We start from the raw sequence: 18,452 nt of genomic DNA, 5'->3' as shown, positions 1-18,452 counted from the left end.
CAACTAGCTTTCTTTTTTAATAAACTCTCCTGCTATTTATTCTTCAGGAAATCAATCTCTACGATTCTCAATACCGGCTTGCCCTTCTTGATTCCGATGAAATCGAGGGTGCTTGCCTTGCCGCCCGCCAGCTCCTTGGTGTCGCTGAGTTGGGTCTTGCTCTTGGCATCGCCCATCATCTTGATGGTGATGTCCTTTGCCATCACTGGCTTGTCTATCTTGATGTGAACATAGCCGAGGCTAGCATAGGTATAACCCTCCCAGACCTTCTTCTTGCCGGCAAAGATGGCGAGCGGATACATCTTGTCTCTCCATCCCGTGAGCTTTACGGTGATTTCATCCACCATCTCTTTCTTGGCAAACAGATAGGTGATCCATGCATTCTCAGGCTTGCCATCGCTCTTCCATTCTGTGGTCTCATCGTCATCGAAAGTTTTTTGGGCATCTTCCTGCTTTACGCCAGCCACGGCACCGGTGATGTCGATGGTCTCCTTGATATCGGTATAGGATGGGGTAGATGGAGTCTCACCACGAGAGAGATCTCCCTTTAGAGTCATCTGAGGCAAATAGTGTTCGATATCTACCTTATTTGTCTTTAAATCGATGCTTGCCACGCCCTTGATGCCATCAGCACCTGCGCAAATCTTGATATCGCCAGGATTTACGGTACTGCGTATCAGAACTCTGTTCACGCCGCATTCTACAGGTAAATCAATCTTTCCGATATAATTATCAAAGGTGTTGTCGCTATCTGTAGAGTCCAGAATATCTGCAGCCTTGCGGGCTGCCTTCTGTTCTGCTGTCTCGTTCTTATCTACCACGAGGCACTGGTTCTTGGCAGCAAGTGCCTTTTGGGTTTCCTCGTTAGGAGTTGCCAATCCGCCAATCCATTCCATTTCGCCCTGATAGTTGAAGTGGATGGTGCGGTTGTCGAGTGGACAGCGTCTGCCCTGCTTATCAACCACCTCTACCTGGATGAGTGCCATGTCGGCACCGTCAGCCTTGAAACCTTCCGGGTTCTGGATGCTGGTGAGCTTGATGTGATGAGGCTTGCCCGCAGTTTCGATGGCATATCGGCTAGATTCCTTCCTGATTTTTGAATCTTTAGAATTCTTATCTTCCTGATTGTATGTATAAGCCACAGCCTCAATCTTGCCTTCCTCGAAAGGTACATTCTTCCAGGTGAAAAGCCACTGGCTGCTGCGTTCGCCCATACCCAGACTCTTGCCGTTGATGAAGAGTTCTACCTCGTCGCCGGTACTTACCACATATTCTGTCTGCTTGATGGTTCCTGGCTTGTAGTTCCAGTGGCCTACGATATAGGTGGCATCTTTTTCAGGAGATACCCAGCCATTCCACATTACCTGATGAGCAAAGAAGGCATCCTTCGGGATGCGCATCGCATCGGTCACACCGCTCGAACGGTAGTTTGCCTCACCGCGATGATGGGTGTTGGTATCCGAGAAGATAATCTTGGTACCGCCATCGCTTACTCTTTTGCCGGTGCCCGGACGCTCCTGCCAGTATTCGAACCAGCGCTCTACCATGCTTGCTGCAAAGGTATCCATGTTGTGATTGTATTCGAGGGCAGGCTTGCCACGATACAATGGTCCGTCGCCATCCTTATGGTAAGGATAACTCTGCTCATCCCAGTATTTACGCAAACCCTCGTCGCGATGATACTCCATTGACCACATCGGGTGCTTCTTACTCTTGTTGATGTAAAGCATCTCGCCGCCATATTCAGCCTCGTTGATGTTGAGCATCTCTCGGCTGCCGCTGGCTCTGCCACCGTGAGGGTCGAACTCATCGCGGATGGCTTTCATCTGTAGCATGTGCTCGCGGCTCACTTTCTTGTTTCCGCTTTCATAGAAGATGATGCTAGGGTTGTTGCGGTTGTAGATGATGGCTTCCTTCATCAGTTCCAGGCGCTGTTCCCATCTGCGGTCGAAGACATCCTTCTCTGCATCACCTGCTGGCATCGCCTGAATCAGTCCCACGCGGTCGCAGCTCTCGATATCCTGTTTCCAAGGGCAGACGTGCATCCAGCGAACCAGGTTGCCGCCCGATTCTACCATCAGTTTGTTACTGTAGTCGCTCAACCAGGCAGGAACGCTCATACCCACGCCAGGCCACTCGTTGGAGGCGCGCTGCGCATAGCCGTGCATCATGATGGCACGGTCGTTGAGATAGAACTTGCCTTCACCGAACTGGGTCTTGCGGAAACCGGTCTTGGTCACCACATCATCAATCTTGCTTCCGTCATCCGCCTTCAAGAGGGTCTTCACGGTGTAGAGATAGCCATATCCCCAACTCCAGAAGTGGGCGTTGTTCAGGAGTCCGCTCACCTTTACTGTTTTGGTTTCGCCTGGCTTCAAGGTATATCTTTCGCCATCAAAATGGCCCACTTCCTTGCCGTCAGCGTCCAGAATCTTGGCGAAGAAGCGGAAAGAGCGAGACTTGGAATCCTCATTCCTTACCTGCGATTCTGCATTTACCGTTACCTTCTTTCCCGCAATATCATAGTTGCTGCCATAGATATAGATACCTGTGGTCTTGAGATTATTGTAGAGCGGAAGAGTCTGGTAGAGTTTGTCGGTGATGTGGAGGAACACATTCTTTGGAATACCGCCATAGTTGGCATTGAAGTTCTTGTCGTTCCACTGGAAACGCTGACCGCTGGTGCGCTCACGATAGTTCCAGGAGTTATCCACACGTACGGCTACGACGTTTTCACCTTTTATAATATAAGGTGTCAGATCGAATCCGCTTGCCATCACACCATTCTCGGTATATCCCACTTTCTTACCATTGAGCCAGATGTCGGCACCGAAGCGCACGCCCTCAAACTCAATGAAATACTTGCGGTCGCCCACTTCCTGGATATGGAAGTGCTTGCGATACCACATGATGGTGTCGCTGAGGTGTTCGATAGAAACCTTGAACGCTTCTTTCTCGTTGAAGGCACGAGGCAGCGTAATCTGTTTCCAACCGGCATCCTTGTAGTTTGCCTGTTCTGCTCCCGGGAAGTCGCCCACCTTGAGCAACCATCCTCCATTGAAATTGAGCTTTGTTCTTTCCACTGCATTCATCTGGCAGAGCGAGATGAATGCGAGTAGAAGTAGAAATAGTCTTTTTCTCATTCTAATGATGTTTTGATTGTTTTGTTGCATTATTATTATTATTGTGATATTATTATTGCGTTATTATTATGGTGCAAAATTACGAAAAAAAACCGATGTTTTTTTGTTCTTCCATTCAAAATTTTGTGTTTTTGTCCGCCATTTGTTTTTGGGGGATGATGGAAGATAGAAAGCCTCTTCTGTAATCAGTAAATGATGCAAAGATGCCAAATGTCATAGCAGAAATATCAAAAGAATAGGGTGGATATGGAGAAAAATGATTACTTTTGCAGCAGAAATTTTAAACAAGCTAATAACAAGATTATTATGAATAGTGTTTTAGAAGGTCGTCCTGCCTTGAAAAAGGAGGTCGAGAAGATTGCTGAAGTTGCTGGATACCTCTGGCAGAATGGTTGGGCTGAGCGTAATGGTGGTAACATCACCGTGAACATCACCGACTTGGTAGATGACGAAATCAAGGCTTTGCCTGCCATCAGCGAAGTAAAGCAGATTGGTACAGCATTGCCAGCCTTGAAAGGTTGCTACTTCTTCTGCAAGGGTACAGGCAAGCGCATGCGCGACTTGGCTCGCTGGCCTATGGAGAATGGCTCTATCATCCGCATCCTCGACGATTGTGCCAGCTATGTTATCATCGCAGATAACGCCGTGATGCCAACATCAGAGTTGCCTAGCCACTTGAGTGTTCATGCCCGTCTCATCGAGAAGGGTTCCAGCTACAAGGCTACCGTTCATACTCATCCTATCGAACTCATCGCTATGAGCCACAACAAGAAGTTTATGGGCAAGGACGTGTTGAGCAACCTGCTCTGGAGCATGATTCCTGAGACCAAGGCATTCTGTCCACTCGGCTTGGGTATCGTTCCTTATCAGTTGCCAGGCAGCTTGAAGCTTGCTGAGGAGACCTTGAAGGAGTTGGAGGATTATGATGTAGTGATGTGGGAGAAGCACGGCGTCTTTGCCAAGGGCTTAGATGTGATGGATGCCTTCGACCAGATTGACGTGCTCTCTAAGAGTGCCAAAATCTACATCGATTCCAAGTGCATGGGATTCGAGCCTGATGGTATGAGCCAGGAAGAGATGGCTGAGATGACCAAGGCTTTCAATTTGCCAAGATAATATAAGAGGAAACTTTAAAATAGAAAATCCCCGGGCGTTGGAAAATGCCTGGGGATTTTTAGTAACTTATATTATTAATATGTAAAAATGATAGATTTCTACTTCTATCTTAGTCCATGTGGAAGAGTTCTTCCAATGGGATGCTGACAGGCGAATTATCCGGATTCACCTCCATGATGTCTGCCATCATATCCCACCATTTCTGGGTGATAGGATCCACGTTGGTAGTGTCCTGGCTGTTGGTATCGCTATCGCATTTCTGAACGGCAAAGAGCAGGTTGGTGTCCTTGTCCCAGAAGATGCTGTAGTCGCTCACACCCTGATCCTTGATCATCTGTTTCAACTCTGGCCAAATCGCAGCATGGCGCTTGGCATATTCCTTTTCGCATCCCTTCTTGAGATACATTTTAAATGCAAATCTTTTCATTTTATTTAATGTGTTAAATCAACTGTGGCAAGAAGCTTGAGATAATCAAGACAATGATGCCGACGATTAATACGGTGATGGTCTTCTTGGAGCAGCCCTTCCATTCCTTCAGAATGATGCCCCATACATTTGAGAACACTACGTTCAGTGCCATCAGAATACAGAACGACAGGGTCATGAGGGTAGGAGACTCGGTGAGGAAACCCTTACCCAATGACAAACCGAAGAACTGACTGTACCACAAGGCACCGGCAAGGGCACAAAACAGAAGGTTGTTGCCCCATACCTCCTTTTTTTGGTAATCGCCCCAAGTATGGTTCTTGGTGTTCTGATAGAAACAGTAGATGGCGTTGGTGATGAAACCGCCCAGGGTAACCAGGAAGGTGGCTGGCAAGGTTTTGTACATATCAGGAGTGAAACTGCCGAAATGGATGTCGTCGCCGAAGGCAAGACCCACATTGAAGCATCCGCTCATGAAACCAGCCAGCAAGGCGATGGCAAGACCCTTAGGGAAGTTGAAGTCCTTCACTGCCGCCTTCTTTTCCTCTTCTGAGAGAGAAGCCGCCTTCATGCTACCTGCCACACCGATGATGGCAATACCGAGAAGAGTGACTACCACACCGAGAATTACGCTGAAAGTGAGTGATGAGAGGGCGTCCATCTCTGGGAAGAAGATGTTGAGCAATACTGGACCCATGATGGTGCCGAGACCTGCACAGGTTCCCAGGGCGATGCTCTGACCCAAAGCTACTCCCAGATAGCGCATGGAAAGACCGAAAGTCAGTCCGCCTACGCCCCAGAGCACACCAAAGAGCATGGTCATCGCTACATTGAAGCCATAACCGTCGAATAATTCAAAGAAGGAATGTCCGCTTGGTACAGCGAGCATAGCGCCGAAAAAAGGCAAAATAAGCCATGCGAACACACCCTGAATTATCCAGTAGGATTCCCAACTCCAATCTTTAATCTTGTTGATAGGGACGTAGCAGCTGGACTGGCAGAATGCGCCGATGGCTATGATTAAAAGTCCTATTAATATTTCCATTGTATTGTTTATTGCTTGGTTTTTAGGTTCAAGCAGACTGAAAAATCCTAGGCTTCGCTGAGCCTAGGACTTTTAGCCTGCTTTAATATCTTATATCTTAGTTTCTCTTAGCGAGAACCTCTGCTTCATACTTCTCGATGTCAGCGATGTACTCTTCGCCAACTGGGATGTTGTTCTTCAAGTTGAAGTAATCATATACAGCACCGAATGGCAATGTCTTCTCTTCCTCGAGGAGAGCCAGACGCTGGAAGAGCTTGCCCTCGTCCTCGTACTTGCGGAGTGTATCAAGTGGCTCAAGGAATGCCTGCAACAATGACTTCTGGGCTGCACGTACACCGATGATGTAAGCACCGATGCGGTTGATAGAACCGTCGAAGTAGTCGAGACCGATGTGAGCACGGTCGAGTGCGTTGGCACGAACCAATTCTGAGAAGAGGTTGCGGGTGTTGTCGTCGAAGAGTGTTACGTGGTCTGAATCCCAGTGCATTGGGCGAGATACGTGGAGCATCAACTCTGGAACGAAGAGCAGGAGTGCTGAAACTGCATCTGATACGTTCTCTGTAGGCTCATAGTGACCTGTATCGAGGGTGTACATCACGTTATTCTTAGCGCAGTAGCCAGCGTAGAAGTCGTGGGAACCTACGGTGTAAGCCTCCAAACCGATACCGAAGAGCTTAGCCTCCAGGCAAGACTTCATGTTTGGCAACTCCTCTGCCAGAATCTCATCAAGAGAGTTCTTCAAGATCTCGCGATAGCGACCCTTTTCAACGGTGATATCCTTAGAACCGTCGTGTACCCAGATGTTCATGATACATGGGTCGTTCTGGAACTTACCCATAGCGTCTGCAATGCGGCGACAACGCTTGGTGTGCTCAATCCAGAACTCGCGGATAGCTGGATCAGGATTTGACAAAGAAAGACTGCCACTCTTAGGGTGAGAGAAAGATGTAGAGTTGAAGTCGAGCTTCATGTTCTGCTCCTTAGCCCACTGCATCCAGCCTGTAAACTGGTCAACAGAAACCTCGTTACGGTCAATCTGCTTGCCACCGAACTCACCGTAAATCTCATGAAGGTTGAGACGGAAAGTACCAGCCAGGAGAGAGTTCACCTTCTCGATGTCCTGACGGAGCTCGTCGATGTTGCGAGCCTTGCCAGGATAGTTACCTGTGCTCTGGATACCACCAGAAGCAGCCTCGCCGCGCTCGAAACCAACCACGTCGTCAGCCTGCCAGCAGTGCAGAGAGATAGGAGTCTTCTCCAAAGTCTCAATAGCCTTGTCTGTATCCACACCCAGAGCAGCATAGCGCTCCTTTGCAATCTCGTAATTCTTTAAAATCAAATCTGCTTTCATTGTTTTTATGTATTTTGTTTGTTATTGTTTATTTTTACCCTTTTACCTTTAAAAACTTCTCGTAAGCCGCATCCCATGCCTCCTTGTCTTGTGGCTCGAATTTCTTCAGCTCAAGCGAGTTGGCGATGATCTGACGCATCTCCCAGATGTCCTTCACGTCGCCGGATGCCTTTGCCTGGAGCATGATGTTGCCGATGGCGGTGCCTTCCTGAGGACCTGCCAATACGGTTACGCCACAGCTGTTGGCAGTAAACTGGTTGAGATATTGGTTGAGCGAACCTCCACCGATGATATGGAGCACGTTGAGATTGAAATCTGCGAAATCCTTGAGCCATGTGAATACCTGGCGATAGCGGAGTGCAAGACTCTCGAAGATGCAGCGGCAGAATTCGCCATAGCTCTGAGGCACGTGCTGTCCTGTCTTCTCGCAATACTGCTTGATGGCCTCTACCATGCTCGATGGGTTGGCGAAGCAGGTATCGTCTGGATTGATGATGCTCTGGAAGGCTGGCTGCTTCATGGCCTCGGCTATCAGGGCGCTGTGTGCAAGAGTTGCCATATCTTCGTTCTTGGCTGCAGCCTCGTCTTTCCATTCCTTGCGGCAACGCTCGTAAATCCACATGCCGCAGATGTTCTTCAGGAATCGGGTAGTGCCCTCGATGCCGCCCTCGTTGGTGAAGTTGAGCTCGTAGCTCTTCTTGTTGATGATGGCGTTCTTGGTCTCGATGCCCATCAGACTCCAGGTTCCTGAACTCAAATAGGCAAACTCCTCGTTCTTGGCAGGAACGGCTGCTACGGCGCTGGCTGTATCATGGCCCGCTACGGCGATGACTGGAATGGCATTCAAGCCAGTCATCTTCTGCACCTCTTCGGTCAGTGTGCCGATGATGGTAGCAGGGTTGGTCATCTCGCCAAACTGTTCTCTCTTCAATCCGAGACTTTCCACGAGATCGTTGTCCAGGTCGCCCGTCATCGGGTTGAGAATCTGGGATGTAGAAGCCACGGTATATTCGCAGATAGCCTTGCCGGTGAGCATGTAGCTCAGGGCATCAGGGATGAAGAGAATCTTGTCGGCATTCTCCAGAGCCACGTTGCCTGCCTTGCGCATGGCATACATCTGGAACAATGAGTTGAAGTTCATAAACTGGATGCCAGTCTTTTCATAAACCTTCTCCTTGCTCATCTTCTCGTCGAAGTATTTTTCCATCATGCCGAACGTATGAGGGTCGCGGTATGCCATCGGGTTTCGGAGGATGGCTCCATCCTTGCCCACATATACGAAGTCGCATCCCCAGGTATCGATACCGATGCTCTGGATGGCGATGCCACGCTGAGCCACGAGCTTCAAGCCCTTGATGATTTCGAAGTAGAGGGCATAGATGTCCCAATAGAAGTGACCGCCTGTTTCGATGAGGTTGTTATCGAAGCGAGTCAGTTCCTCCAAGTCGAATTTTCCATCCGACAAGCTTCCTACGATAGTTCTTCCGCTGGTAGCACCTAAATCTACGGCGAAAAAGTATTTCTTTTGTTCCATTATCTTTTAAGTTATGTCTTTAAGCCTTATTGTTTATTGATTTCGGTTGCAAAGATAGGGCAAAAAAGAGATAAGGAACACGAGAAATTGATTTTAAAGCATGATTTTTTGTCTATCTCGTCATATTTCTGAAATCTGATGGCTTCATGCCGGTTTGATTCTTGAATTTGGCAGAGAAATAATCAGGCGATTCGAAGTTGAGCCTATAGGCTATCTCCTTGATGCTCTCGTCGGTGGTTGAGAGGAGTTCCTTGGCGCGCTGCAGTCTCAGCGACTGCTGATACATGGCTGGTGCCATGCCGGTGTATTCCTTGAAGAGTTTGCGGAAACTGGAGTAGCTGATGCCCAGTTCCTGTGAGATGTCTTGGATGGAGACGGCTTCTTCCAGGGTTTCTCGGATGCGGAGTCTACCTTTATTAATAAGGTCTACGTGCTGGGTGTTTTTGTTGAGCACGATGTTTCGCTCCAGCGAGTACATGGTGCCGATGAGATGGTTCACGATGCCTGCCAGGGTCTGCTGCGAGTATGCCGCCTCTTCCTGTGCTGTCTTGTAAGCTTCTTCGTAGAGGGCTAGAATCTCGTTGCTGAATCCTACGTGATAGATGGGCTTCTCGGGAGAGAGGAATCCCGCCTTCACGCGGTCGTCGATGTTCTTTCCCTTAAAACCTATCCAGTAGCTTTTCCAGCCTTTTGTGGCAGAAGGGTGGTAGGTGTGCCATTCTCCCGGGAAGAGGAGGAAGATATCGCCAGCCTTGATTCGGGTTTCCGGGATGTGTTCCGATTGGAATACGCCTTCGCCCTCAGGCTGGTAGAGGAGCTGATATTCGTCGAGGGTTCTTCCTTTCTGAAGATCGAAGTAATAACCATCGGCGTGCCCCTTGGTAGGATAGGCTTCTCCTGGGGCGATGATTTCCCGTCCCACGGTACTGATGGTGAGACCCCATTCGGCGTCTCTTTCTGTTGCTATCAGATATTTACTAGTCTGCATATTGGTTTTTTATTAATTGTTTAATTCTATATTTATTGATTATTTTATCGTTGGTTCTATCATATTTTCTTTTGCAAAAATACAAAAAAATCGGTTTACACCTTATTATATTATATATAAAAAGCTTTAAAATGGATGAATTTATCAATTATTGGACGATAAGGAGAATATTTCCCAAAAAACACGATTCATTGAGCAGAATTTGAAGGTTGATTGATGGAAAAAGTGCTAATTTTGCACCCAGAAAAAGAAATTGGTATATTTTAGGTTTAAGTATATAAGTTTTTTAATTAAGTGTTATTAGGTATAAATTTAGTAGATTAAAAAAACAAAGAACCGTGGGTGCTGTGAAGTTCCCACGGTTCTCTTTTTATTTGGGTTGCTCCATGTTCCTTGAAAGGGCAGGCGCCCAAGCAAGCTTTATTTGCCATACTTGCTTGGTGCCACGCCATATTTATTCTTGAAGCATTTGTAGAAATAGGTGGAATCAGAGAATCCCACTTTCTCGCTGATTTCTGCCACGGAGTATTCGCCTTCGAGCAGCAGTTTGGCGGCGATGCGGAGGCGCTCGTTCTGGATGTACATGTTTGGCGATACACCCATGATGCTCTTCGTGCGGTTGTAAACCGTGGTTCTGCCCAGGTTGAGCAACTCAGCCAGTTTATCCACATTGAAACCGTTGTCACCGATGTGCTGTGCCACGATGGCTTCCAATGTATCCTTAAACTTCTTGTCGAGAGCAGACATATAGAGGGTAGGCTCATCCTTTTTCAGTTCCTTCACAGGCTTGATCTTGATGGTCTTCTCTGTAGTCAGCTCTTTCTCGGCCTCTGTTGTCACTTCTTTCCCTGCTTCTGCTTCAATCTTCTTTTCATGGGCAGATTTCTTCTGCTTCATGTCTGATGCCACGAATTGCAGGGCTCTTGCCACGAGCAGCTTGAAGTTGCAAGGCTTCACCATGTAGTCATCCACAAAACTCTTGTATGCCTTCAGTATGTGGTTGGCATCGTCAAAGGCGGTAAGCATGATTACTGGGATGTCTTGTGTCTCAGGGTCAGCCTTCAGGTTGCTTACAATCTCGTAGCCGCTCATGCCCGGCAACATGATGTCGCTAATCACGAGGGCTGGCTTGATTCGCCTGATGTTCTCGTATCCCGTCTTGCCGTTCATGAAAGCTTCCACGCGGAAGTAGGTAGAGAGTTCAGACTTGATCTGTTCCATCATGTCCGGATCGTCTTCGATAACCACCACCGTCACGTTGTTGATCGCCTGTGGTGTCATCTCCTTCACAATCATGTCGATTTCTTCCTTATCCACGCTGCTGCTATCGATGGCTTTTGTGGTTACGAAATCTTCTGGTTCAAACAGATTCTGGTCGGTAGGCAGGGTAAGCGTAAAGATGCTTCCGCCCAGGTTGTCTGAACGCTGGTAACTCAAATCGCCTTTGTGCAGCTTCGCCATCTCGTAGGCAGTATAGAGTCCGATACCCATACCGCCCTTCGATACATAGCCGTGCATGAATGGCTTGAAGAGGTCTTTCTCTCTTTCCGGTTTAATGCCTGGACCATTGTCTTCTATCTGGAAAATGAGTTCCTCGTCTTTCAGGGCGAGTTTCACCTCGATGGCGCCATTGTCTGGGGTGTATTTCACGGCGTTGCTCAGCAGATTATACACGATGGTTTCCATCTTGTCGTGGTCAAAGTACATCTTGTAGTTGCTGCTCCATGGTGTCATCAGCATGTTGATGCCTTTTTGTTGTGCCACCTGTCTCACGTCGTTGAAGATGTTTCTGATGAATATCACGATATCGCCTTCTTCCATGGTGAGTTTCATGTTGCCCGTGTTCGCCTTGCGGAATTCCATCAGTTGGTTGATGAGCCGCTGCATCCTTCGGGTGCTTCGGGTCAGGGTGAGCAGGGCGTTTCTTGATGAACCTTCCTTGTTGTTCAGCTTTGCCACGGCACTCTGGATGATGGCGAGTGGGGTGCGGAACTCGTGCGAGATGTGGGTGAAGAACTCGATGCGGAAATTCGACATCTGCTTCTCCATCTCTATCTGCTGGTTCAGGTTGAAGTTTCTCAGCCATGAACGGTAGAACAGGAAGCTGACGCTACTTATTATAATAAGGTATATCGTCCATGCCCACCAGGTGTTGTACCAAGGTTCGCGGATGGTAATCTTGAACAGCGTCTCCTCGCTCCACTTGTTGTTGCCGATAAAGGTGCGCAGGTGGAGCGTGTAGGTGCCTGGCTGCAAACTGCTGAAGTCGGCATGGTTCACGCTGGTCATCGGGCACCAGGTCTTGTCGAGTCCTTCCAGATAATACTGGTACATGGCATTCTTGATGTGCGGATAGTCGAAGTTCGAGAAGAAGATGCTCAGTGAGTTCTTGTCGGAAGGCAGACTGATTTCCCGGGTATGGTTCAGTGCCTTGGTGAGCAGATCTTCGTTTTCGGCTTCGTAGATAGAGATGCCGTTGATGGTCATGTTGGTGATGGTTGCCTTGGTGCCGTGCGGATACTCCTTGGTCTTCTGGGTTGGAGTAAGGAGGAGCAGGGCGTTGCTGGTACCGAAGGCGATGCGACCGTCTTCGAGACTCACGGCACAGTTTTCTGTGAAATTGTTGCTCAGGATGTCTTTCCTGAGTTGGTAGGTACGGATGTCGAGGGTATGGCTGTTAATTTTCGATATACCCTCCTCGGTTCCTATCCAGATATTGCCAAACCGGTCTTCTGCTACCGAGCGTACAGTGTTGGTGGTAAGTCCGTTGGTGGTATTGAAAAGCTGGCAATCCAGCTTTTTCGTTTTCTCATCGTAGGTGCATCTCATCACGCCTTTGGTAGTTCCAAACCATAGACTTCCGTCGTGCGCTTCAATTCCGCAATCCACTTCGCTCACCGGAAGCTTCCCGTTTTCCTCGTTGAATCTCAGAATCTTCTTGTCGGTGATATGTCGTTCGCGGGTATCAATCATGGCGATACCGTTGTTGGTGGAAGCCCACAGTCTGCCTTTCTTGTCCAGTAGCAGGTCGTGGATTTGTGCCTCTTTTCCATTGGTTGCCATGAACGATTCAAACTTCAGGTTTCCCGTATTGGCATCGTTTGCCCGGGTGCAGAGCAATCCGTCTCCCCAGGTAGCGAGCCAGGCTCTTCCCATCTTGTCGAATGCAATGTCGTAGAAGTTGATGGTTGGGGCATAGTGCTCCTTTTCCCATTTCGTGTATTTGATGCCATCGATGAGGATGCCGTCTCCCTTGGTGCCAATCCAGACTCTGCCCCGCGCGTCTATGCCGTAGCAATATACGCAGGCATCGGTTTGCAGCACCAGGGTGCGCTGCCGGGTTTGGGTATCGAAGAGATACGTCTTGTTCTCGCGGGTGCTGACGGCGAGTTTGTGTGGTGCCACCTTGCTGATGTGGCGGATGGTATTGCTCCATTCATGTTTGCTCTCTGGCTCCATCTTGATAAACTCGGAGTTCAGTTCCTTTTGCTCTACGCAGCAGAACACACCGTCGCCTGTGCCCACCCATACGCAATCGCTTCTATCTACGAATACATTGAGCAGAAAGTCAGAATGGAAGAGTGAGTTTTCGTTCTGCACGGAGAACTGCTGCAGAATGTCGGTTTTCGGGTCATATACGAAGAAACCGCTGCCGTATGAGGTGATATACACCTTCTTATCCTGGCTTTCTGCAGCCACGAAGTTCTTGTCGCGCGCATTGATATAGATAGGATTGTCCAGCAGATGGAACTTTTTGAAGAGTGCCGAATGCTTGCCGAAGAGATAGGCATAGCCCTGCTTGTCGTACAGGAAATGGTATGACTTGAGCTGGTTCTTGTCCATGGCGTTCGGAATTTGAATGGCAGGCTTATGAAACTGTCCCGTCTTCAGATTCATGGCAAAGGTTTCACCCTGGGTAAAGATATACCACCAGCCCTGCCAGAAGAATGAGGCACGCGATTTGCCCACAAATCCCAGCATGGATGGAAGCTGTGAATGCTTGATGAGCTGGGCCTGGTCGTTGTAGAGGAAGGCTTCGCCCTGGTCGGTGAGTACGGCGATGTGAGAGTCTTCGCAGGTCATTACAAGGATTTTCTTGTTCTTCAGAATCACTCGGCTTTTGAAGTCGGGAGTAATCAGGTTCACGCCTTTTTCGGATGCAATCCAGATGTTGTTCTTACCGTCTTCCTGGATGTTCAACTTATGAGTATCCAGCAATTTTCCGTTTTGCGGGGTAAAGTCGATGCTTTGCATCTTTCCTTCTTTCACGCAAATGAATCGTACACCGAAGTCGGCAGATGAAATCCAGGCTCCCTTTGAACTTTGGAATCGGCCACTCAGAAGGGTGGTGCTGGCATCCAGATCGAAATAATCAGAGAAGCATGCTGCCTCGAGGTCGTAACAGCACAGGATATTGTTCGGGGTGAATCCCCAGATTTGTCCGTGGGTGTTGTCACTGATGAGCTGCGATATCGAGGAGTAGTTTCTCTGTTTCGCATTGTTGTTGAACTTTGAGAAGTTCTGAAATTGATAACCGTCGTATCTGCTCATGCCGTCGGGGGTGGATAGCCAGATGAATCCATCTCTGTCCTGCTGCACGCTGTTGATGGTGTTGCACGAAAGTCCGTCTTTTGCCGACAGGCGGGTTACGTTGAAACGAAGGTCGTGGGCATGCACGTCTATAGCCACCATCAGCAGGCTGATGGTTACTATATATAGTAAGGTGTAGAACGCCTTGCAGTTGTTTTTGTTTATCATTTTTTGTTTCACTTTTTCTATTTCGGCCGTTTAATATGGTTTCCGAATGGTTCGATTTGATTTCAATGGCAAAATTACGATAAAAAAATAAAATGGCAAAACAAATGGCGAATATTGTACTAAAATACAGATAACTTTAACAATTTGGATGATATTTCGTACTTTTGGATAATATTGCAAGGTAGGTAACAATCATAATGAGTACTTTTGCAGCAAATAATAACCTAAGAATGTAAATTATGATAGAATTCAAGCATTTGTTGGTTCCTGCGGCTTGTCTCCTGATGGGATGTATGCCGACGCAAGCCAGCGAGAAACAGAATTGTCCATCTGTAGCTGCAATGGAGAAACTCGATCGTGGCGTGGTGGCATTGCCTGCTGCCGGCAAGGGTGTCTTCATCAGCTGGCGCATGCTGGGTACCGATAGCAAGAACGTATGCTTCGATGTGGAGCGAGACGGAAAGGTTATCGCCCATCACATCAAGGCTACCAACTATACAGATTCTAAAGGTTCGGCATCCCAAACCTATCGCATTATCAGCTATCAGGGTGAGCCCAAGATGGATGCTGCTGCAAGTCGGGAAGTGTCGAAGGCGGTCAAGCCTTGGGCGGATTTATATCGCTCTCTGCCCATCAACCATCCAGAGGGTGGCATCACTCCCGATGGGAAAAGCTATAGCTACACCCCTAATGATTGCAGCGTGGGCGATGTGGATGGCGATGGAGAATATGAACTGATTCTGAAATGGGACCCAAGTAATGCCCATGATAATTCGCATAATGGCTATACGGGCGATGTCATCCTGGATTGCTACAAACTGGATGGCACCCAACTCTGGCGCATCAATCTGGGTAAGAACATCCGTGCCGGTGCGCACTATACCCAGTTTCTCGTCTATGATTTCGATGGCGATGGCAAGGCTGAACTGATTTGCAAAACCTCGGCAGGAAGCCTGGATGGAAAGGGGCGGTTCGTGAGTCAGGCTGCCACCGATGCAGAAATCAGGGCGGTGGATAACCAGGCAGATTATCGCAACAAGGTGGGGCGCATCATGGAAGGTCCGGAGATGCTCACCGTGTTCCGTGGACTTTCGGGCGAGGCGATTCATACCGTCTGGTACAATCCGAACCGTGCCTTTGGGGTAGGCAAGCAGGTGGCAGAAGGCGAAAGTCTGCTCAATGGCTATCCTCAGTATTCTTCCATCTGGGGCGATAAAGACAACTATGGCAATCGCGGTGAGCGATACCTTGCGGGTGTAGCTCATCTCGATGGACTGGACAAGAATCCGAGTGCCGTGATGTGTCGTGGCTATTATACCCGCTCTTATCTCTGGGCTGTGGATTTCGACGGCAAAGAATTAAAGACCAGATGGCTCCACGCATCCGTTTCCCCTAACGATTGGGAGGTGAGAGATGCTGAAGGAAAGATAATCAGAGAGGCTCACGGATTAAAGAACAGAGATCCGAAAGGTAATGAAGTTTCTGCCACAGCCTTCGCCCAAGGTGCCCACAGTTTGGCGGTGGGTGATGTGGATGGCGACGGTTGCGACGAAATCACTTATGGTTCGGCTGCCATCAACAACGATGGTACCTTATTATATTCCACCGGTTTGGGACATGGTGATGCCTTGCATCTCAGCGACCTGGATCCCGACCGTCCGGGCTTGGAAGTATTCATGGTGCACGAGGAATACCCTTACGGTTCCGATCTGCGTGATGCCAGAACGGGCGAAATCCTGCTCTATCATACGGATAGGGATGATACCGGAAGAGGCGTGGCTGCCGACATCGATGCCAAGTATCGCGGTTGTGAACTCTGGAGCATAGATGTTCCAGGCGTAAGAAATATCAAGGGAGATCAGATTTCATTGGGTGGTTTCCGAAAGCACGAATATGGTGAGCGGGAATCCTATACCCCCGGATTTAGATGGCCGGCGATGAACTTCCGCATCTATTGGGATGGCGACTTGCAGGAAGAACTGCTCGCCAACCAGGGCAGACCGCATTTCGTGCCTTATCTCCAGAAATGGGATGGCAAGAAAGCCGTTCCGCTGCCGCTGAGCAATGGCAAGCAACTCTACGAGATGGGGCATTCGGCAAGTTGCAACTGGTCGAAGGCAACGCCTAACCTGCAAGCCGACCTCTTCGGCGATTGGCGAGAGGAAGTAATCTATTGGGATGAGAGCGACGCCTCGCATCTGAATATCTTCACCACCAACATTCCTACGGAGTATCGTGTGCCAACCCTGATGCACGACCATATCTATCGCATGGGTGTGGCATGGCAGAATGTGGCATACAATCAGCCTCCTCATCTGGGATATTATCTGCCCGATAAGGCTGAGAAAGTGAAGTAAGATAAAGAGTTAAAAAATAATTTGAATAAACATATAACACATATAAACGCTAAGACAAATGAGAAGATTATTATTTGCAATGTCTTTGATGGCTGCCGCAACCAGCATGAGCTATGCACAGGTTGCAAAACCTGCAGATAAGGCGAAGCCTACAGTGGCAGGACCTATGGAAGATGTAAACCATGTGATTGATAACACCGTGGATAGCCTCAACAAGGCGATGACGGCACGCATCAAGCCGGGTACCAGCAGAAAGGGCAACAATCCTGTGCTCTTCCTCATTGGTAACTCTACCATGCGCAATGGTACTTTGGGTAACGGTAACAACGGTCAGTGGGGCTGGGGCTATTACGAGCACGAGTTCTTTGATGCCAACAAGATTACCGTAGAGAACCAGGCTTTGGGCGGCATGAGCAGCCGTACCTTCTACAACCGTCTTTGGCCGGATGTGCGCAAGGGCATCAAGGCAGGCGACTGGGTGATTATTTCCATCGGTCATAATGACAATGGCCCATACGATAGCGGCAGAGCACGTGCCAGCATCCCTGGCATCGGCAAGGATTCGCTCAATGTCACCATCAAGGAGACGGGTGTGAAGGAAACCGTCTATACTTACGGCGAATACATGCGCAAATACATCAACGACTGTAAGGCGCTGGGCGCTCATCCTATCCTGATGTCGTTGACTCCACGTGATGCCTACGATGAAAACGATAAGATTGTCCGTGTGAACAAGACTTTCGGATTGTGGGCAAAGCAGGTGGCTGAGCAGGAAGGCGTTCCTTTCGTAGATTTGAATGAGATTTCGGCAGCCAAGCTCGATAGCTATGGTCATTGGAAGGAGAAATATCATTTCTTCACCGACCATATCCACACTTCCCGTTTCGGAGCGATGATGAATGCCCGTTCGGCTGCCGAGGGATTGGCAGAGAGCAAAGACCCGAGTCTGGCTCCTTTGCAGGCGATGATGGTCAATGTGGCTTTGCCTGTAGAAAATTTCAAGCGTGAGCCGGGCAAACCTGTTGTCTTCTTCACAGGCGACAGTACTGTGAAGAATGCCGATAAGGAAGAAGACGGCATGTGGGGCTGGGGCTCTCAGGCTTATACCATTTTCAATCCAAAGAAGATTACCTGTGTAAATGCCGCCAAGGCGGGTCGCAGTTCCCGTTCTTATCTTAATGAAGGAAGATGGGAGAAGGTGTATAACAGTCTTCAGCCAGGTGACTACGTGCTCATCGAGTTCGGTCATAACGACATCTGCTCTATGACCGATAAGAAGATGCGTGGTTCCATTCCTTGTGCCAAGGATACCTGTCATGTTTATCAGATGGAAGAAAGCAAGCAGTATGAAGTGGTTTATTCTTTCGGCTGGTATCTGAAGAAGTTTATCCAGGATGTTCGTGAGAAGGGTGCTACCCCAATCCTCGTTTCCCTGACTCCTCGCAACGAGTGGCCTCATGGCAAGATGGAGCGCCGCAATGATACCTACGGCAAGTGGTATCGCGAAATCGTTGCAGAGACAGGTGTTGCCTTCCTCGATCTCCACAATATCGCTGCCGATTCTTACGATAAAATAGGAAAAGAGAAGGTGAAAGCGTATTATAAGAAAGATCATACTCATACCAGCTTGAAGGGTGCCCAGCACAATGCCAAGTGTGTGGCTAAGGGTTTGAAGAAGATGAAGAGCCCATTGGCTAAGTATCTGAAGTAAAGCAATGGAATAAGATTGTTCT

General features: G+C 48.6%; 10 protein-coding genes. 3 read left to right on the top strand and 7 right to left on the bottom strand.

The features are described 5' to 3' along the window. Nucleotides 1–32 precede the first annotated feature (32 nt). Entirely contained in the window at nucleotides 33–3,143 is a 3,111-nt protein-coding gene (locus V8Z93_RS13365; RefSeq protein ID WP_439431811.1) for a sugar-binding domain-containing protein, read from the bottom strand. Nucleotides 3,144–3,449: 306 nt separating this feature from the next. Between V8Z93_RS13365 and rhaD the strand changes: the two genes are divergently transcribed. Continuing rightward, nucleotides 3,450–4,259, top strand: coding sequence for a rhamnulose-1-phosphate aldolase (rhaD, locus tag V8Z93_RS13360; protein WP_439431810.1), 810 nt, complete (start codon nucleotides 3,450–3,452; stop codon nucleotides 4,257–4,259). 109 nt (nucleotides 4,260–4,368) lie between these two features. On the opposite strand, the gene rhaM is transcribed toward rhaD, so the two are convergent. The 6 genes from rhaM to V8Z93_RS13330 all read right to left on the bottom strand — a co-directional run bounded on the left by rhaM (nucleotide 4,369) and on the right by V8Z93_RS13330 (nucleotide 14,362). Next, nucleotides 4,369–4,686, bottom strand: coding sequence for an L-rhamnose mutarotase (gene rhaM, locus V8Z93_RS13355; protein ID WP_022110650.1), 318 nt, complete (start codon nucleotides 4,684–4,686; stop codon nucleotides 4,369–4,371). Between the two features lie 13 nt (nucleotides 4,687–4,699). Then, nucleotides 4,700–5,731: an L-rhamnose/proton symporter RhaT gene (locus tag V8Z93_RS13350; protein ID WP_439431809.1), complete on the bottom strand. Its 1,032-nt coding sequence runs from the start codon at nucleotides 5,729–5,731 to the stop codon at nucleotides 4,700–4,702. Nucleotides 5,732–5,828: 97 nt separating this feature from the next. Continuing rightward, nucleotides 5,829–7,082 carry an L-rhamnose isomerase gene (locus V8Z93_RS13345; RefSeq protein WP_439431808.1) on the bottom strand — a complete coding sequence of 418 codons (1,254 nt, stop codon included), beginning with the start codon at nucleotides 7,080–7,082 and terminating at the stop codon, nucleotides 5,829–5,831. 34 nt (nucleotides 7,083–7,116) lie between these two features. Beyond that, complete coding sequence (rhaB, locus tag V8Z93_RS13340; protein WP_439431807.1) at nucleotides 7,117–8,616, bottom strand: rhamnulokinase; 1,500 nt, start codon at nucleotides 8,614–8,616, stop codon at nucleotides 7,117–7,119. A gap of 112 nt (nucleotides 8,617–8,728) precedes the next feature. Further along, nucleotides 8,729–9,604, bottom strand: a complete 876-nt coding sequence (locus tag V8Z93_RS13335) for an AraC family transcriptional regulator (RefSeq protein ID WP_439431806.1) — start codon at nucleotides 9,602–9,604, stop codon at nucleotides 8,729–8,731. Nucleotides 9,605–10,024: 420 nt separating this feature from the next. After that, a complete protein-coding gene (locus tag V8Z93_RS13330; protein WP_439431805.1) occupies nucleotides 10,025–14,362 on the bottom strand; it encodes a two-component regulator propeller domain-containing protein in 4,338 nt (1,445 codons plus the stop codon). Nucleotides 14,363–14,601: 239 nt separating this feature from the next. Here V8Z93_RS13330 and V8Z93_RS13325 point away from each other — a divergent pair, with 239 nt between their 5' ends. Together V8Z93_RS13325 and V8Z93_RS13320 are read left to right on the top strand one after the other, a co-directional pair. Next, nucleotides 14,602–16,719: a rhamnogalacturonan lyase gene (locus tag V8Z93_RS13325; protein ID WP_439431804.1), complete on the top strand. Its 2,118-nt coding sequence runs from the start codon at nucleotides 14,602–14,604 to the stop codon at nucleotides 16,717–16,719. 106 nt (nucleotides 16,720–16,825) lie between these two features. Then, nucleotides 16,826–18,430, top strand: coding sequence for a rhamnogalacturonan acetylesterase (locus V8Z93_RS13320; protein WP_439432863.1), 1,605 nt, complete (start codon nucleotides 16,826–16,828; stop codon nucleotides 18,428–18,430). The last annotated feature ends 22 nt before the right edge of the window (nucleotides 18,431–18,452 follow it).

Source organism: Segatella copri (genome assembly GCF_051861805.1).
Lineage (GTDB): Bacteria > Bacteroidota > Bacteroidia > Bacteroidales > Bacteroidaceae > Prevotella > Prevotella copri_M.
This window is presented reverse-complemented; position numbering and strand designations above follow the sequence as displayed.